The following is a 15842-nucleotide window of genomic DNA, read 5'->3' as shown; positions in this document are numbered from 1 at the left end:
GTTCAGTGGACTCCATGATGGTGAGGCGCAGGGCGATGCGACGGTGAGGCAGTCTCGATGTGCAGCAACCGATGGGTGCGTGGATATTCACCGTGCTCGCTGATGAAATTCAGCAGTTCGACGTAGGTCTTGTTGCTCTGGCGCAGCGCCGCTTCACGCAGCGCTGGCGTCAGTCGCGGGTCCTGCACGGTCTGTAGCAGGCGCTGGTGGATGGCGCACAGGTACTCGGCGCTCTCCTCCGGCTGGTTCAGGCGCAAATGCAGGTCCGCCAGGTTGTGATGGGAGATCACGCAGGCCGCCACCGCTTCATCGGCATTTGCCCAGCGCTCGAACAGCACCTGGGCCAGGGCCAATGCCTGCAAGTAAGCCTCGCGGGCATCGACCAGCTCGCCCAACATGAAACAGCGATTTGCCCTTTCGATCGTGCGTTTCCAGTGTTCCATGGTGAGCCTCCAAAGCGGTGGTGGCGGTTACACGCCGCCAGCGGTGAGTTTTTCCGGGTTGAGCAACGCTTCCAGCTGGCTACGCGGAAGTTCGGTGTGCTCAAGTGCGACATCGATCACCGGGCGGCCCTGCTGATAGGCCTTCTTGGCGATTTCAGCGGCTTTCTGGTAGCCAATGATCGGGTTGAGTGCCGTCACCAGGATCGGGTTGCGCGAGAGCGCTTGCTTGATCCGGTCTTCGTTGACCTTGAAGCTGGCAATGGCCTTTTCCCCCAGCAGACGGCTGGAGTTGGCCAGCAATTCGATGCTGCCCAGCAGGTTCTGGGCGACGATGGGCAGCATCACGTTGAGCTCGAAATTGCCCGACTGACCGGCGATGGTGATCGCCGTGTCGTTGCCGATTACCTGGGCGGCGACCATGGCGGTGGCCTCCGGGATCACCGGGTTGACCTTGCCGGGCATGATCGAAGACCCCGGTTGCAAGGCTTCGAGCTCTATCTCACCCAGGCCAGCCAGAGGACCGGAGTTCATCCAGCGCAGGTCGTTGGCGATTTTCATCAGCGACACCGCGGTCGCCTTGAGCTGGCCGGAAACGGCAACGGCGGTGTCCTGGGAGCCGATCAAGGCAAACAGATCCACGCCCGGCGTAAATTGCACCTGGGTCAGCTTGCTCAGTTGTTGGCTGAAGCGCGCCGCGAATTCGGGATGCGCATTGACCCCGGTGCCCACTGCCGTACCGCCCTGGGCCAGGGATTGCAGGCTTGGCTGAAGGCCTTGCAAATGGCCGATGTTGGCCTTGAGCTGTTGCGCCCAACCCTTGAGCACCTGGCTCATGCGCACCGGCATGGCATCCATCAGGTGGGTGCGCCCGGTCTTGACGTGGTGATGCACCTCTTGCGCCTTGCGCTCGATCACCTGCACCAGCCCGTTCAGGGCCGGCAACAACTGCTCGTGCAAGGCCAGCGCGGCACTGACGTGGATAGTGGTCGGGATGATGTCGTTGCTGCTCTGCCCGCAATTGACGTGATCGTTGGGGTTCACCGGCTCGCCGAGCAGGCGGCTGGCCAGGGTGGCGATCACTTCGTTGGCGTTCATGTTGGAGCTGGTGCCGGAACCGGTCTGGAACACATCCACCGGGAAGTGCTGCATGAAATCGCCTTCCAGCAAGCCTTGCGCAGCCTCGACGATGGCGATGCCCTGGGACTCGCTGATCTGCTTGAGCTCGATGTTGGCGCGCGCTGCCGCAGCCTTGGCCAGGATCAACGCGCGAATGAACTGCACCGGCATTGGCTTGCCGCTGATCGGGAAGTTATCCACTGCACGCTGAGTCTGTGCGCCATAGAGGGCGTCATGCGGGACCTGAAGTTCGCCCATGCTGTCGCGCTCAATACGTGTCTTGGTCATCTGAAAATCCTTGCACCAGTTCAGTTAAGGGAATCGAGGGTTGCAGCTCGCAGGTCGCCAGTTGCCAGGTGTAGCTCTGCCAGCGCTTGAGTCGGCATTTGCACAAGGCGAGGCGTTCGAGTTCGCGCAAAGGGCGCCAGGCCTGGTCGAGGCAGTAAGTGCGCCAGTGCCAGGGCAGCGCGACATCGGCGGCGGTGTCGAGCAGCAAACGGAACGAGGTTTGGGCAATGGTCCAGGGCGAGGTTGCCGTGCAACAGGCCAGATACCGGCCTTCGGCCAGGTAATGATCGATCAGGCGCGGCTCGTCGGGATCCATCGCGCAACGGATCTGGCGACTCATCCAGCGCCAGCTTTCGAGGTAAGGCTGCTCGTGCAAGGCAGAACTCATGATCCGGGGCTCATTCGGTAATGAGATTTATTATTAGATGATAATGAGAACCAACACAAGCTCGATAGCGCACGTAGAACACTCTGTGGGAGCGGGCTTGCTCGCGAAGAGGCCAGCACATTCAACATCTTCGTTGACTGGCGTGCCGCCTTCGCGAGCAAGCCCGCTCCCACATGGGATCTGTGTAAGGCATATAAAAAAAAGGCCACCACCTGGGGTGGCGCGCCTTTTTGTGTAACGGCGAGGCTTAGCTGCCCGCCACCGTCATCCGCTCGATCAACACCGAACCGGTGCGAATGTTACTGCGCAGCTCCAGGTCATTACCCACGGCAACGATCTGCTTGAACATGTCGCGCATGTTGCCGGCGATGGTCACTTCCTGGACCGCGAACTGGATTTCGCCGTTCTCGACCCAGTAACCCGCCGCGCCACGGGAGTAATCGCCGGTCACCATGTTCAGGCCCTGGCCCATCAGTTCGGTCACCAGCAGGCCGCGGCCCATGCGACGCAGCAACGCAGCCTGGTCCTCATCACCGTGGGTGACGAACAGGTTGTGCACGCCGCCCGCGTTGGCGGTGCTCGGCATGCCAAGCTTGCGGCCGGAATAGGTGCCGAGGATGTAGGACACCAGCTCGCCTTTTTCGACGAACGGTTTGGCGTAGGTCGCCAGGCCATCGCCGTCAAATGCCGCACTGCCCATGGCCCGCATCAGGTGCGGACGCTCGTCGATGGTCAGCCATTCCGGGAACAGCTTCTGCCCCAGGGTACCTTCGAGGAACGACGATTTGCGATACAGGCTGCCGCCGGAAATCGCCGACAGGAAACTGCCGAACAAACCACCGGCCAGCTCCGCGGAAAACAGCACCGGCACTTCGCAGGTCGGCACCGGACGCGCGCCCAGACGGCTCGCCGCGCGCTGGGCAGCACGTTGACCGATGCTCACCGGATCGGCCAGCAGGTTGCCCTGGCGGTTCACGTCGTACCAGTAATCGCGCTGCATCTGGCCATCGGCCTCGGCGATCATGACGCAGCTCAAGCTATGCCGGGTCGACGCATAACCGCCAACAAACCCGTGGCTGTTGCCGTAGACACGGCAGCCCTGATGGGTACTCAGGGTCGTACCATCGGCGTTCTTGATCCGGCTGTCGGCAGCAAAGGCTGCAGCCTCACAGGCCAGAGCCTGCTCGATCGCCTGTTCCGGGGTGATATCCCATTGGTGGAACAGGTCGAAGTCCTGCACGTCCTTGGCCATCAGCGCGGCATCCGCCAGGCCCGAAGCTTCGTCTTCCGAGGTGTGTTTGGCAATCGCAAGGGCAGCGGCTACGGTTTCGCGAATCGCCTCAGGGCCACTGGCCGAGGTGCTGGCCGAGCCCTTGCGCTGACCGACGTACAGCGTGATGCCAAAACCCTGGTCGCGGTTGAATTCGACGGTTTCGACTTCACGCTGACGAACCGTGGTCGACAGGCCTTGTTCCAGCGACACCGCCACTTCACAGGCACTGGCGCCCTGGCGCTTGGCTTCAGCGATGATCTGCTCGACCTGTTCTTGCAGTGCCGGCAACGCTTGTGGGCCGACGCTCTCAACTGCACTCATGCTGTTCTCCACTCAAATTCTGCTTTCGGTAACGGTCATCGAGCGACCGGGCCGGACAAGCGGCCCCCGACTGGTTATCATGGCGGCGTTTCTTTGCGGACGGCCACCATGGTTGATTCTTACGACGACTCCCTCGATACGGGAGAAAAAAGCAAATCCCAGGTTAAACGCGAGCTGCATGCTCTGGTTGACCTCGGCGAGCGCCTTACAACGCTCAAGCCTGACTTGCTGGCAAAGCTGCCGTTGACCGACGCCATGCGTCGGGCCCTGGCCGATGCGCCCAAGCACACCGCGAACATCGCGCGTAAACGGCACCTTCAGTTCATCGGCAAGCTGATGCGCGATCAGGACACTGACGCGATTCTGGTCTTGCTCGATCAACTCGATGCCTCCACCCGCCAGTACAACGAACGCTTCCATAACCTGGAACGTTGGCGCGATCGCCTGATCGCCGGCGACGATGCCGTACTGGAAAAATTCGTCGTCGACTACCCGGACGCGGACCGCCAGCAATTGCGTTCCCTGATCCGTCAGGCCCAGCACGAGGTTGCGCAAAACAAGCCTCCTGCTTCCAGCCGTAAAATCTTCAAGTACATCCGTGAGCTGGACGAGACTCAACGCGGTCTGCGTTAAGCCATCGCAACTCCTGTAGGAGCTGCCGCAGGCTGCGATCTTTTGATCTTCTAAAAAGCAAAAGATCGCAGCCTTCGGCAGCTCCTACAGGGGATGTATCAATCCCTATGCGCCCGTGCCACCCACGGTGATCGCATCAATTTTCAGCGTTGGCTGGCCGACACCCACCGGCACCGACTGCCCATCCTTGCCACACGTCCCCACGCCGCTGTCCAGTGCCAGGTCGTTACCGACCATCGACACCTTGCTCATGGCCTCAGGGCCGTTGCCGATCAACGTCGCGCCTTTGACCGGGGCGGTGATCTTGCCGTCCTCGATCAGGTACGCCTCGCTGGTGGAGAACACGAACTTGCCGCTGGTGATGTCCACCTGGCCACCGCCGAGGTTGGCGCAGTAGATGCCGCGTTTCACCGAGGCGATGATTTCTTCCGGATCGCTTTCGCCGGCCAGCATGTAGGTGTTGGTCATGCGCGGCATCGGCAGGTGCGCGTAGGATTCGCGGCGACCGTTACCGGTGCGGGCCACGCCCATCAGGCGGGCGTTGAGCTTGTCCTGCATGTAGCCCTTGAGTACGCCGTTTTCGATCAGCGTGGTGCACTCGGTCGGCGTCCCTTCGTCGTCGACGCTCAAGGAGCCACGGCGACCGGCCAGGGTGCCGTCATCGACGATGGTGCACAGCTTGGACGCAACCATCTCGCCCATGCGCCCGCTGTAGGCCGAACTGCCTTTGCGGTTGAAGTCGCCTTCCAGGCCGTGGCCGACCGCCTCGTGCAGCAACACGCCCGACCAGCCCGAACCCAGCACCACCGGCAAGGTACCGGCCGGCGCCGGGATGGCTTCCAGATTGACCAAGGCCTGGCGCAGCGCCTCACGGGCATAGCTCATGGCGCGGTCTTCAGCGAGGAAATAACGGTAGTCGGTACGCCCGCCACCGCCGTGGCCACCGCGCTCGCGGCGGCCGTTCTGCTCGACGATCACGCTGACGTTGAAGCGCACCAGCGGCCGTACATCCGCCGCCAGGCCGCCGTCGGTGGACGCCACCAGGATCCGCTCCCAGACACCGGCCATGCTCACGGTGACCTGCTGGATGCGCGGATCGAGGGCTCGGGTAGCGGCATCGATGCGCTTGAGCAGATCGACTTTCTCGGCACGGGTCAGCACTTCCAGAGGATTGTCCGGCCCGTACAACTGCGCCACGTCCTGGGTGGTGAACGCTTGCACGGTGCCATTCTGCCCGGCTCGGGAGATCGACCGGGCAGCACGGGCCGCCGCGCCCAGGGCTTCCAGGGTGATGGCGTTGCTGTACGCAAAACCGGTCTTCTCACCGGATTGCGCGCGCACGCCAACCCCTTGGTCGAGGTTGAAACTGCCTTCCTTGACGATGCCGTCTTCCAGCGCCCAGGACTCGGAAATCTGCCCCTGGAAATACAGGTCGGCGGCATCGATGCCCGGGCCGGCCAAGTCGCCGAGCACACCTTGCAGGCTTTCGATCGTTACGCCACCCGGTGCCAGGAGGTGTTCACTGACTGAGGACAACAACTCGCTCATATGCTTTACGCCTTAAATTCATCGTTCTGAGGCAGGTCGCTGGGCGCCCTGCGAGAAAAAGCGCCGGTGACTGGACACCGGCATCCGCGCCCGGATGGACGCCTGTTCGCTGCTATCGCGTTCGGCCAGCAGCACGGCCTCGCCTTGATCCTGTTGAGCCAGTACCCGTCCCCAGGGGTCGACAATGGCCGCGTGCCCCCAGGTTTCCCTCGGTCCCGGATGTGTTCCACCCTGGGCGGCCGCGAGCACATAACACTGGGTTTCGATGGCTCGCGCACGAATCAGCACGTCCCAATGCGCCGCACCGGTCACCGCGGTAAACGCCGATGGCACGGTAATCAACTCCGCCCCGGCAGCGCGTAACTCGCTATACAGCTCCGGGAAGCGCAGGTCATAACAGACCGTCAGGCCGACTCGCCCCACCGGTGTGTCCGCAACCACCACGCCACTGCCATAAGCATAGTCATCGGATTCGCGATAACGGCCGCGATTGTCCGCCACGTCCACGTCAAACAGGTGCAGCTTGTCGTAGCGCGCCACCGTCTCGCCGTGATCATTTACCAACAACGAGCAGGCATGCACCTTGGCCGTCGGTTGATCCACCGGCGGCAGCGGCAAGGTACCGGCCACTATCCATAACTTGAGGTCGCGGGCCGTCTGTTTCAACCACGGCAGGATCGGGCCTTCGCCCAGGGCCTCGGCGCGACCGATGTCGGCGACGTCGCGCCGGCCCATGGCGGCGAAGTTTTCCGGCAACACGGCCAGTTTCGCACCGCCGGCGGCCGCCTGTTCCAGCAATTGGCGCGCCCGGGCCAGATTGGCCGGCACTTCGCTTTGGCTGACCATTTGAATTACCGCTACGGACATGGCCTTTTCCTGTTCAGGTATCAACGCAGGGGGAGGTACGGCCATGCTACTCCATAGGCCAGGGCAGTGGTTTCTCAAAAAGCCTTGTCGAAGGTGATTTTCGGTTCTTTCCACGGCCCCTTGACCGTGTATTTCACGCTGGCAAAACGCGACACACGGTCACCGATCAACTTGTCGATCAGGAACAGCGCCCCGCCGATGGCCGGCGCGCCGACGATCAGTGCGGCAATGGGCAGGTTGTTGGTCACCGGCAAGGTCACCATCAATTTGGCATCGATCTGATCGGCTACCATGTTCAGGGTACCGTTGAGCTCGATGGTGCTCGACGGGCCCGTCAGGCGGATAGGTTCGCGGGTCACGTACACGCCATTGGTCGCCACCAGCAGGCCCTTGACCCGGTCATAGCTCAGGCCTTTGCCGAACAGGTCGGAAAAGTCCAGGCGCAAGCGGCGGCCAATCGAGTTGAAGTTGAGCAGGCCAAACACCCGCAACGCCTGGGCACTGCCTTCAACCTCGACAAACTGGCCTTCATTGAGCGATGCATCGAGGGTGCCGGAGAAGCGCTTGGTGGCCAGCCATGCCGGCGAGCCGGGCCAGCGGCCGTCGACATCCATGTGGAATTCCTGGCTGGTGACGCTCGGCGCAAAGCCCCAGCCCTTGAGCACATCCGCAAGATTCTTGCCGCTGATCCGCCCCTTGTACCAGCTGGTGCTGGCGCCCGGCGCACCTTCCCAGCCGCCGCTGCCTTGCAGGAGGATGCCCTTGAGGCCCATATCCAGCGAGTTGAGCGCTATACCCTTGGCCGTCGGACGCACTTTCAGCGACCAGGCACCGACCAGGTCGTTACCCTGGTACAGCTGGTTGATGGTGATATCCAGCGCCGGGATCTTTTTCGGGTCTACCGAGGCCAGGGGGTCCGGCGAGTTTTCATCGGCCAGCACCGTCGGGTCAGGTGCCGGCAGCCGCACGGTCTGCAGGTTGATCACCATCGGCGCGGCTTTGGCATCCGGGAGGCTGGCGTTGCCCTTGACCTGCTGGCTGTCGAGCTGCAAGGCCCAGGCGGACGGTTTGCGTGTCAGCTGCACCGCTGCCTGGTCCAACGTTGTGCCGAAAGCGCGGAGCTTGCCGACCTTGACGTCCAATCCACTGAGCAACTGCTTGGCATTACCGCCTGGGTCTTGCCCGGCATACTTGTTCATCAGGTCCTGCCACGGGCCGATATCCAGCTCCGACAGCGTGCCACGAATGCGCAGGCCCTTTGTGTCGGGCAACACGGCATTGCCATTGCCGAGGAACAACTCGCCACGGCCGTTGGCAAAGTTGCTGGCCGGTGCAGCAAATGTGAAGTTCGCCAGTTCACCGTAGTTCACCCAGTAGCGCCGCTCCTCGCCTTGCAGGGTCATGCGGAACGAGGTGTCGCGCCCGGCATCCGGCGCCAGGCCAAAGGGCGCCGGCAGATCGACGGCCACACCCCTGAGATTGGAATTGACCAGCAACTGGCTATCGGCGCCATTGAGGGTCAGTTGCAATTGATAGGGGATCACGCCGCTCACCGGCAACGGCTGGGTCACGCTCAGCCAGTCCGTGAGTTTCTTCACTTCGACCTGCCCGGAAGCGGTGACCCGGGTGTTGAGCTTGCCCTCGCGACCCTCGGCGAAAATTTGCGCAGTCACCGGCTTGTCGAAGGCGCGCGCGCTGATGTTCTGCCCACTCAAGCCTTTGCTGCTGTCGAACCGGAAGTCACCCTTGAGCTGAGTCAGCTCAAGGGGCGGTTCGGGCAGTTTCAGGCGGGCCTTGGCCGTCTTGAAGTCGACCAGGATCTTCGGCGGCTCGCCCTTGGCCAGCGGAATATCCAGCTTGAGCTTGCCTTGCAGGTCGCCTTCGCCTTCCCAGCCAGCGAACGTTTCGGCCGTGCCAATCGGCGCTTCCTTGAGAATTTTCAAGCCATCGCCCAGGCCGCCAGCGAACGCGCCATCGAGAAACAGATGACTGTTCTGCCCGTCAGGCACGTGGGGAATATTGACGTAGATGTCGCGGACCTTGGTGTCGAGCAACTGCCCCTGGCTGGCCAGAACCCGCACGCCGCTGTCTTCTACGAACACATCACCGGTGACCTTGCTGACATGCGGCCAGCCAGGCTGAAACGCCAGTTCGGCATCGTGGACCTTGAAAAACAGGCTGATGCTGCGGGCCGTTTCCGCCGCGCCATGGTTCAACGAGCCCTGGTACTGGAAGAAACCCTCGTCCACCGCACCTTTGAGAATCGCCGTACGCAGCCATTCGTCCAGCGCCGGGCTGAGAACGGTCGGCAGGTATTTCGCGGTGTAGCGACCGTCGCCCTCCACCATGCCGACCCGCAGGTCCATGTAGTCTTCCTTCGTGTCATCGAAGAACAGGCGGATCAGGAAATCGCCGGCAATCTTGCCCTCTTCGCCCAACACCTTCAGGTACGGCGCGATCAGGGTGAAACTTTCCTTGTCGAGCTTCCAGGTCAAGGTGGCGTTGGCCTGGATGTATTGCCATGGCTTGGCGAAAATCGGGTCCAGGTGCAGCATGAAATCCTTGCTGTCCATGCGCAACTCGCCATGGCCAAGGTCCCCGCTGATGCTGCCCGAGACATTACGCGCCGCCGGCGCGCCGTGATACGCGTCAAAGCCGACCCGATCAAGGTTGGCCGCGAAGCTGAACCGACTGTCGTCTGTGGCATTGGGTTTCACGTCGATCAGCACGTTGCGCAGTCCACCGGTGACCTTGAGCCGTTCGACCACCTTGGCAACACCTTCCGGCAAGGGCGCCAGGGCATTGAGCAGCGGTGTGAGCGGCGTCAGGTCGAGACGGTCGGCTTGCAGGTGCCAGAGATTCTGGGTGCTGTCCGCGGCCGTGGTCTGCTTCAATTGCAGGCGCGACTCCCAACGCGTTTCTGCAAGGTTCATGGCCAGGGAATCTACCGTGACCAGCATGCCCTCGGCGCTGCGCTGGAAATAACCGTTAAGCGCCAGGTTATTGATCTGGATCGGCTTGCGCTCGGCATAGGCACCCTTGAGTTGCGGGGCATTCAAACGGATGGCGGCACTTTGCAGGGCGCCCTTGCCCCAGGTAACCCACAGCTCGCCACCGGCCTTGATCTCGGAGAAATTCCAATTCTGGGTCAGGGTTTCGGGCAACCATTTCGCCCAGTCGCTTTGCGGCAGGCTCGCATAGGCTTCCACCTCGCCGTCCTTCCACTCGCTGGCACGAATGCGGCTACGCAAACTCATGGCCAATGGCTGGCCATCGGGCAGGGTCAAGCGGGCATCGAGGCGCTGGCGGTAGGCGCCGGTTTTGAGACTCAAGCCGACGTACGTCAGGGTCAGCGGCGATTCCCCCCACGGCTGCAAAGTGACCTGGCTGTCGAGCACCGACAGCTGCTGGATCATTTGCATGCGATTGAGCAACTGCTCCGGGTCGAGGGGCTGATCTTCCTTTACCGGCAAACCTTCCAGCGCCCACTTGCCATCATCGCCTTGCTTGAGGCTGATCTTCAGGCCATTGAGTTCCAGATTGGCGATGCGCACATCGCGAGCCAGCAGACTGGCCCACAGGTCCGGGATCGCCCGCACCTGCTCCAGGTGCAAGGCGTTGGCACCCTCGCCCACCGTCACGTCGTGAGCGGACAAAACAGGCGCGAAGCCGCTCCAACTGCCTTTCAACTCACCGATTTGCAGGGGCATGCCCAAGGCTTCGCTGGCCTTGGTTTCGACTTCGGCACGATACTCGGCTACCAACGGCGCCAGTTCCCGGCCAAGGCTGACGTACAACGCCATCAACACCAAAACCAACGCGCACAGGCCCAGACCCCAGCGGGTCAGTGCGGCCAATATGCGTGTCAGACGCTCCATGTCAGTTGGCTCCCATGGCAAAAGTCTTGCAGAAAGCTGAGGCCAGCCGTTCAGGAAAATTCAAGACGCAGCAGTTCAGAGCAGCACGACGTCGTATTGTTCCTGGGAATACATGGTTTCGACCTGGAACCTGATGGTGCGCCCGATGAACACTTCAAGTTCGGCGACGTTGCCCGACTCTTCATCGAGCAGGCGGTCGACGACTCTCTGGTTCGCTAATACACGATAGCCTTCCGCCTGATAGGCGCGAGCCTCACGGAGGATTTCGCGGAAGATTTCATAGCAAATGGTTTCCGGCGTTTTCAGCTTGCCGCGCCCCTGGCAACTCGTGCACGGCTCGCACAGGACCTGCTCGAGGCTTTCGCGGGTGCGCTTGCGGGTCATCTGCACCAGGCCCAACTCGGTGATGCCGATGATGTTGGTCTTGGCGTGGTCACGCTCCAGTTGCTTCTCCAGCGTGCGCAGCACCTGGCGCTGGTGCTCTTCATCTTCCATGTCGATGAAGTCGATGATGATGATGCCACCCAGGTTACGCAGCCTCAGCTGGCGTGCAATGGCGGTCGCCGCTTCGAGGTTGGTCTTGAAGATGGTTTCTTCAAGGTTGCGATGCCCGACGAACGCCCCGGTGTTGACGTCGATGGTGCTCATGGCTTCCGCCGGGTCGACCACCAGGTATCCGCCGGACTTCAACGGGACTTTGCGCTCAAGGGCCTTCTGGATTTCGTCTTCTACGCCGTACAGGTCGAAAATCGGCCGCTCGCCCGGGTAATGTTCCAGACGATCGGCGATCTCCGGCATCAGTTCGGCGACGAACTGCGTGGTTTTCTGGAAGGTTTCCCGGGAATCGATGCGAATTTTCTCGATCTTAGGGCTCACCAGGTCCCGCAGCGTGCGTAGCGCCAGGCCAAGGTCTTCGTAAATAACGCTGGGGGCACTGATGGTTTTGATCTGCTCGCTGATCTGGTCCCACAACCGGCGCAGATAGCGGATGTCCATGAGGATCTCATCGGCGCCGGCGCCCTCGGCCGCCGTGCGCAGGATGAAACCGCCGGCTTCCTTGATGCCTTCCTTCGCCACGCAATCGGTCACCACTTGCTTGAGGCGATCGCGTTCGGCTTCGTCTTCGATCTTCAGCGAAATACCGACGTGCGCGGTGCGCGGCATGTACACCAGGTAACGCGAAGGGATCGACAGCTGCGTCGTCAGTCGCGCGCCTTTGGAGCCGATCGGGTCCTTGGTGACTTGCACCACCAGGCTCTGGCCTTCGTGCACCAGCGCACTGATGCTCTCGACCGCCGGCCCTTCACGCAGGGAGATTTCCGACGCATGAATGAACGCGGCGCGGTCCAGGCCGATATCGACGAACGCCGCCTGCATGCCCGGCAATACCCGCACCACCTTGCCCTTGTAGATGTTGCCGACGATCCCGCGCTTTTGCGTGCGCTCGACATGAACTTCTTGCAGGACACCGTTTTCGACCACCGCCACGCGCGATTCCATCGGCGTGATGTTGATCAGGATCTCTTCACTCATGGCAGGGTCTCGTTCAGGCATGTTCACGATAATGGCCGGATACAACGCTTAGCGCGCGTTATGGGGTTGCCAACAGGGTATGCCGAAATGGCCGAGCAGTTCCGCGGTTTCGCACAACGGCAGTCCAACCACCGCCGAGTAACTTCCAGTGAGCCCGGCGACAAACACCGCGCCCAGTCCTTGAATACCGTATCCACCGGCCTTGTCCCGGGGTTCGCCACTGGCCCAGTAGGCGGTCGCTTCATCAGGGCTGATAGCCCGAAAGCGGACCTGGCTGATGACCACCCGAGACTCACAGCGCTCGCCGTCGAGCAGCGCAATCGCGGTCAGGACCTGATGCTCGCGCCCGGACAACATCTTCAGCATGGCGCACGCGTCGGCTTCATCAACTGGTTTGCCAAGAATTTTTCCGTCGAGCACCACGGCGGTGTCGGCACCGAGCACGCAGCACGAGGCTGCAGGAGAGATCGCGCCGCGTCCGGCCTCGGCCTTGCCGCGCGCCAGGCGCTCGACATAGGCCGACGGGCTTTCATGGGTCAAAGGGGTTTCATCGATGTCCGCACTGACGGCGGTGAATGGCACGCCGATCTGCGTGAGCAGCTCACGCCGACGCGGTGAGCCAGAGGCGAGGTACAGCTGTTTCATCAAGACCTCTCCCTGTCTGAATGCCGAGGCGAATTAATTGATTTTGTAGCGTCGACGCAATCCGCGCAAACCGAAGCTGATCCAGGGCCAGAGCAACGCGCTGACCAGTGCCGGCAATACCAGCGCCAGGGTCGGTTGACGGTTGCCGGTCAGGGCGCTGAGCCAGAGCTGTACCAGCTGGGCCAGGCCGAAGATCACCAGGATCACCAGGCTCTGTTGCCACATCGGGAACATGCGCAGGCGTTGTTGCAGCGCCAGCACCAGGTAGGTGATGAGCGTCAGGATCAACGCATTCTGGCCCAGCAGCGTGCCGTACAGCACATCCTCCGCCAGGCCCAGGCACCACGCGGTGACCATCCCGACTTTCTGCGGCAGCGCCAGCGCCCAGAACGCCAGCAGCAAGGCCAGCCACAGGGGTCGCAGGATCTCCATGAATTGCGGCAGCGGCGATACGCTGAGCAACATGCCGATGGCGAATGTCAGCCAGACGATCCAGCCGTTTCGGGAAGCTGTAACACCAACCATTATTCTCGTCCCCTGGTGGTAGCCGGCGCGGAGACAGGCGGTTTGGCCGCAGGCTTGGCGGCGGCGGGTTGCGCCGCCGGTGGCTTGGCGGGTGCAGTCGCGGCAGGCTTGGCCGGGGTGGTGGCAGCAGTCGGGGCGGCTGGAGCAGCGGGAGCGGCAACAGCCGCCGGAACAATCGCCGGCCTCGGCACCGTCGCCGGAATGATCGGCCCACCACCCTGCGCATCCAGGCTTTCCTGGGCCTGGGCAGCGTCGTTGGCGCGCTCTTCGGCGGTGCGGGTGTCGCTGAACACCAGCAGCAGGTAACGGCTGCGGTTCAAGGCGGCAGTCGGTACGGCGCGAACGATGGCGAACGGCTGGCCGGAATCGTGGATCACTTCCTTCACTGTCGCCACCGGATAACCGGCCGGAAAGCGCTGGCCGAGGCCGGAACTGACCAGCAGGTCGCCTTCCTTGATATCTGCGGTATCGGCCACATGACGCAGTTCCAGGCGCTCCGGGTTGCCAGTGCCGCTGGCAATGGCGCGCAGGCCGTTGCGGTTGACCTGCACCGGAATACTGTGGGTGGAATCGGTCAGCAGCAGGACCCGGGACGTGTAGGGCATCAACTCGACCACCTGGCCCATCAGGCCACGGGCATCGAGTACCGGCTGACCGAGCACCACGCCGTCGCGCTCACCCTTGTTGATGATGATGCGATGGGTGAACGGGTTGGGGTCCATGCCGATCAGTTCGGCCACTTCGACCTTTTCGTTGACCAGTGCCGAAGAGTTGAGCAACTCGCGCAGCCGAACGTTCTGCTCGGTGAGGGAGGCAAGCTTTTGCATGCGCCCCTGCAACAGCAGGTTTTCGCTCTTGAGTTTTTCGTTTTCGGCGACGAGCTCGGTGCGACTGCCAAACTGGCTGGCCACACCCTGCCATAGCCGCTGCGGCAGGTCGGTGATCCAGTAAGACTGCATCAGCACCAGCGACATCTGGCTACGCACTGGTTTGAACAGTGTGAAGCGGGCATCGACCACCATCAGCGCGACCGACAGCACGACCAGCACCAACAAGCGCACGCCCAGTGAGGGACCCTTGGTGAAAAGCGGTTTAATAAGCCGCTCCTCCCAGGCAAATGTTCTCTTTATTCATACGGCATCAAACCGGCCTGGATGCAGACGACAGAAGATAAACGCGAACAGGCAGCACTGCAAAGTGCCGCCTGCGCGCTCAACAGCATAGAGGCGATCCGGCATTTATTCGCTGGAGAGCAGGTCCATGGTGTGTTTATCCATCATTTCCAATGCACGGCCACCGCCGCGAGCAACACAGGTCAGCGGATCTTCGGCAACGATCACCGGCAGACCGGTTTCCTGGGCCAGCAGCTTGTCGAGGTCACGCAGCAGCGCGCCACCACCGGTCAGCACCAGGCCACGCTCGGCGATATCGGAAGCCAGTTCCGGCGGCGATTGCTCCAGCGCACTCTTCACTGCCTGAACGATGGTGGCCAGGGACTCTTGCAGAGCTTCCAGCACTTCGTTGGAGTTCAGGGTGAATGCCCGTGGAACGCCTTCGGCCAGGTTGCGGCCACGAACGTCGACTTCGCGAACTTCGCCGCCCGGGTAGGCGGTACCGATTTCCTGCTTGATGCGCTCGGCCGTCGATTCACCGATCAGGCTGCCGTAGTTGCGGCGCACGTAGGTGATGATCGCTTCGTCGAAGCGGTCGCCGCCAACCCGTACGGATTCGGCATACACCACACCGTTCAGGGAGATCAGCGCGATTTCGGTGGTACCACCACCGATATCCACGACCATCGAACCGCGGGCTTCTTCAACCGGCAGGCCGGCACCGATCGCGGCAGCCATCGGCTCTTCGATCAGGAATACTTCACGGGCACCGGCACCGAGTGCCGATTCACGGATGGCACGACGCTCAACCTGGGTGGATTTGCACGGAACGCAGATCAACACACGAGGGCTGGGCTGCAGGAAGCTGTTTTCATGAACCTTGTTGATAAAGTACTGCAGCATCTTTTCGCAGACGCTGAAGTCGGCGATCACGCCGTCTTTCATCGGACGAATGGCAGCAATGTTGCCCGGCGTACGGCCCAACATGCGCTTCGCTTCGGTGCCGACAGCAACGACACTTTTCTGGTTACCGTGCGTCCGAATGGCCACAACCGATGGCTCATTCAGGACGATACCGCGCTCACGCACGTAAATAAGGGTGTTGGCAGTGCCCAGGTCAATGGAAAGATCGCTGGAAAACATGCCACGCAGTTTCTTGAACATGGGAAAGGGACCCTAGGCAACGCGTGGGTAAAAAAGTGCGGCAAACTCTAACAACGACAGGGATTTTGGGCAAGGCGCCAATATGTTAAATTGACCGCTTTTATGTGC

At 61.8% G+C, this 15842-nt stretch carries 13 protein-coding genes; 1 reads left to right on the top strand and 12 read right to left on the bottom strand.

From position 1 onward, the window contains the following. Positions 1-2: 2 nt before the first annotated feature. The 4 genes from DKB71_RS04675 to pmbA form a co-directional block, all read right to left on the bottom strand. A complete protein-coding gene (locus tag DKB71_RS04675) occupies positions 3-443 on the bottom strand; it encodes a hypothetical protein (protein WP_274074016.1) in 441 nt (146 codons plus the stop codon). Positions 444-470: 27 nt separating this feature from the next. Continuing rightward, positions 471-1847 (bottom strand): class II fumarate hydratase, encoded by a 1377-nt coding sequence (locus DKB71_RS04670; protein WP_408599735.1) that lies wholly within the window; start codon positions 1845-1847, stop codon positions 471-473. Then, entirely contained in the window at positions 1828-2235 is a 408-nt protein-coding gene (locus DKB71_RS04665) for a hypothetical protein (protein ID WP_046820558.1), read from the bottom strand. Before DKB71_RS04665 ends, DKB71_RS04670 begins: the two co-directional genes overlap by 20 nt. Before the next feature lie 247 nt (positions 2236-2482). Beyond that, the gene (gene pmbA / locus DKB71_RS04660) at positions 2483-3829 is read right to left on the bottom strand and encodes a metalloprotease PmbA (RefSeq protein ID WP_046820559.1); all 1347 of its coding nucleotides are present in this window, start codon (positions 3827-3829) and stop codon (positions 2483-2485) included. A 108-nt stretch (positions 3830-3937) separates the two neighbouring features. Here pmbA and yjgA point away from each other — a divergent pair, with 108 nt between their 5' ends. Beyond that, the gene (gene yjgA, locus DKB71_RS04655) at positions 3938-4462 is read left to right on the top strand and encodes a ribosome biogenesis factor YjgA (RefSeq protein ID WP_034148278.1); all 525 of its coding nucleotides are present in this window, start codon (positions 3938-3940) and stop codon (positions 4460-4462) included. A gap of 105 nt (positions 4463-4567) precedes the next feature. On the opposite strand, the gene tldD is transcribed toward yjgA, so the two are convergent. The 8 genes from tldD to mreB form a co-directional block, all read right to left on the bottom strand. Beyond that, complete coding sequence (tldD, locus tag DKB71_RS04650) at positions 4568-6010, bottom strand: metalloprotease TldD (RefSeq protein ID WP_408599733.1); 1443 nt, start codon at positions 6008-6010, stop codon at positions 4568-4570. An 18-nt stretch (positions 6011-6028) separates the two neighbouring features. After that, the gene (locus tag DKB71_RS04645; protein ID WP_408599732.1) at positions 6029-6877 is read right to left on the bottom strand and encodes a carbon-nitrogen hydrolase family protein; all 849 of its coding nucleotides are present in this window, start codon (positions 6875-6877) and stop codon (positions 6029-6031) included. A 74-nt stretch (positions 6878-6951) separates the two neighbouring features. After that, entirely contained in the window at positions 6952-10755 is a 3804-nt protein-coding gene (locus tag DKB71_RS04640; RefSeq protein WP_408599731.1) for a YhdP family protein, read from the bottom strand. 75 nt (positions 10756-10830) lie between these two features. Then, positions 10831-12288: a ribonuclease G gene (rng, locus tag DKB71_RS04635; RefSeq protein WP_020796631.1), complete on the bottom strand. Its 1458-nt coding sequence runs from the start codon at positions 12286-12288 to the stop codon at positions 10831-10833. 48 nt (positions 12289-12336) lie between these two features. After that, positions 12337-12933: a nucleoside triphosphate pyrophosphatase gene (locus tag DKB71_RS04630; RefSeq protein WP_274074020.1), complete on the bottom strand. Its 597-nt coding sequence runs from the start codon at positions 12931-12933 to the stop codon at positions 12337-12339. Between the two features lie 33 nt (positions 12934-12966). Beyond that, positions 12967-13458, bottom strand: coding sequence for a rod shape-determining protein MreD (mreD, locus tag DKB71_RS04625; RefSeq protein WP_274074021.1), 492 nt, complete (start codon positions 13456-13458; stop codon positions 12967-12969). Then, entirely contained in the window at positions 13458-14555 is a 1098-nt protein-coding gene (gene mreC / locus DKB71_RS04620) for a rod shape-determining protein MreC (RefSeq protein ID WP_274074138.1), read from the bottom strand. Before mreC ends, mreD begins: the two co-directional genes overlap by 1 nt. 141 nt (positions 14556-14696) lie before the next feature. Continuing rightward, on the bottom strand, positions 14697-15734 hold the full coding sequence (mreB, locus tag DKB71_RS04615; RefSeq protein ID WP_002555108.1) for a rod shape-determining protein MreB: 1038 nt from the start codon (positions 15732-15734) through the stop codon (positions 14697-14699). Between the last annotated feature and the right edge of the window lie 108 nt (positions 15735-15842).

The organism is Pseudomonas sp. PLMAX, assembly GCF_046042685.1.
In the GTDB taxonomy this organism is placed as follows: Bacteria; Pseudomonadota; Gammaproteobacteria; order Pseudomonadales; family Pseudomonadaceae; genus Aquipseudomonas; species Aquipseudomonas putida_AE.
This window is presented reverse-complemented; position numbering and strand designations above follow the sequence as displayed.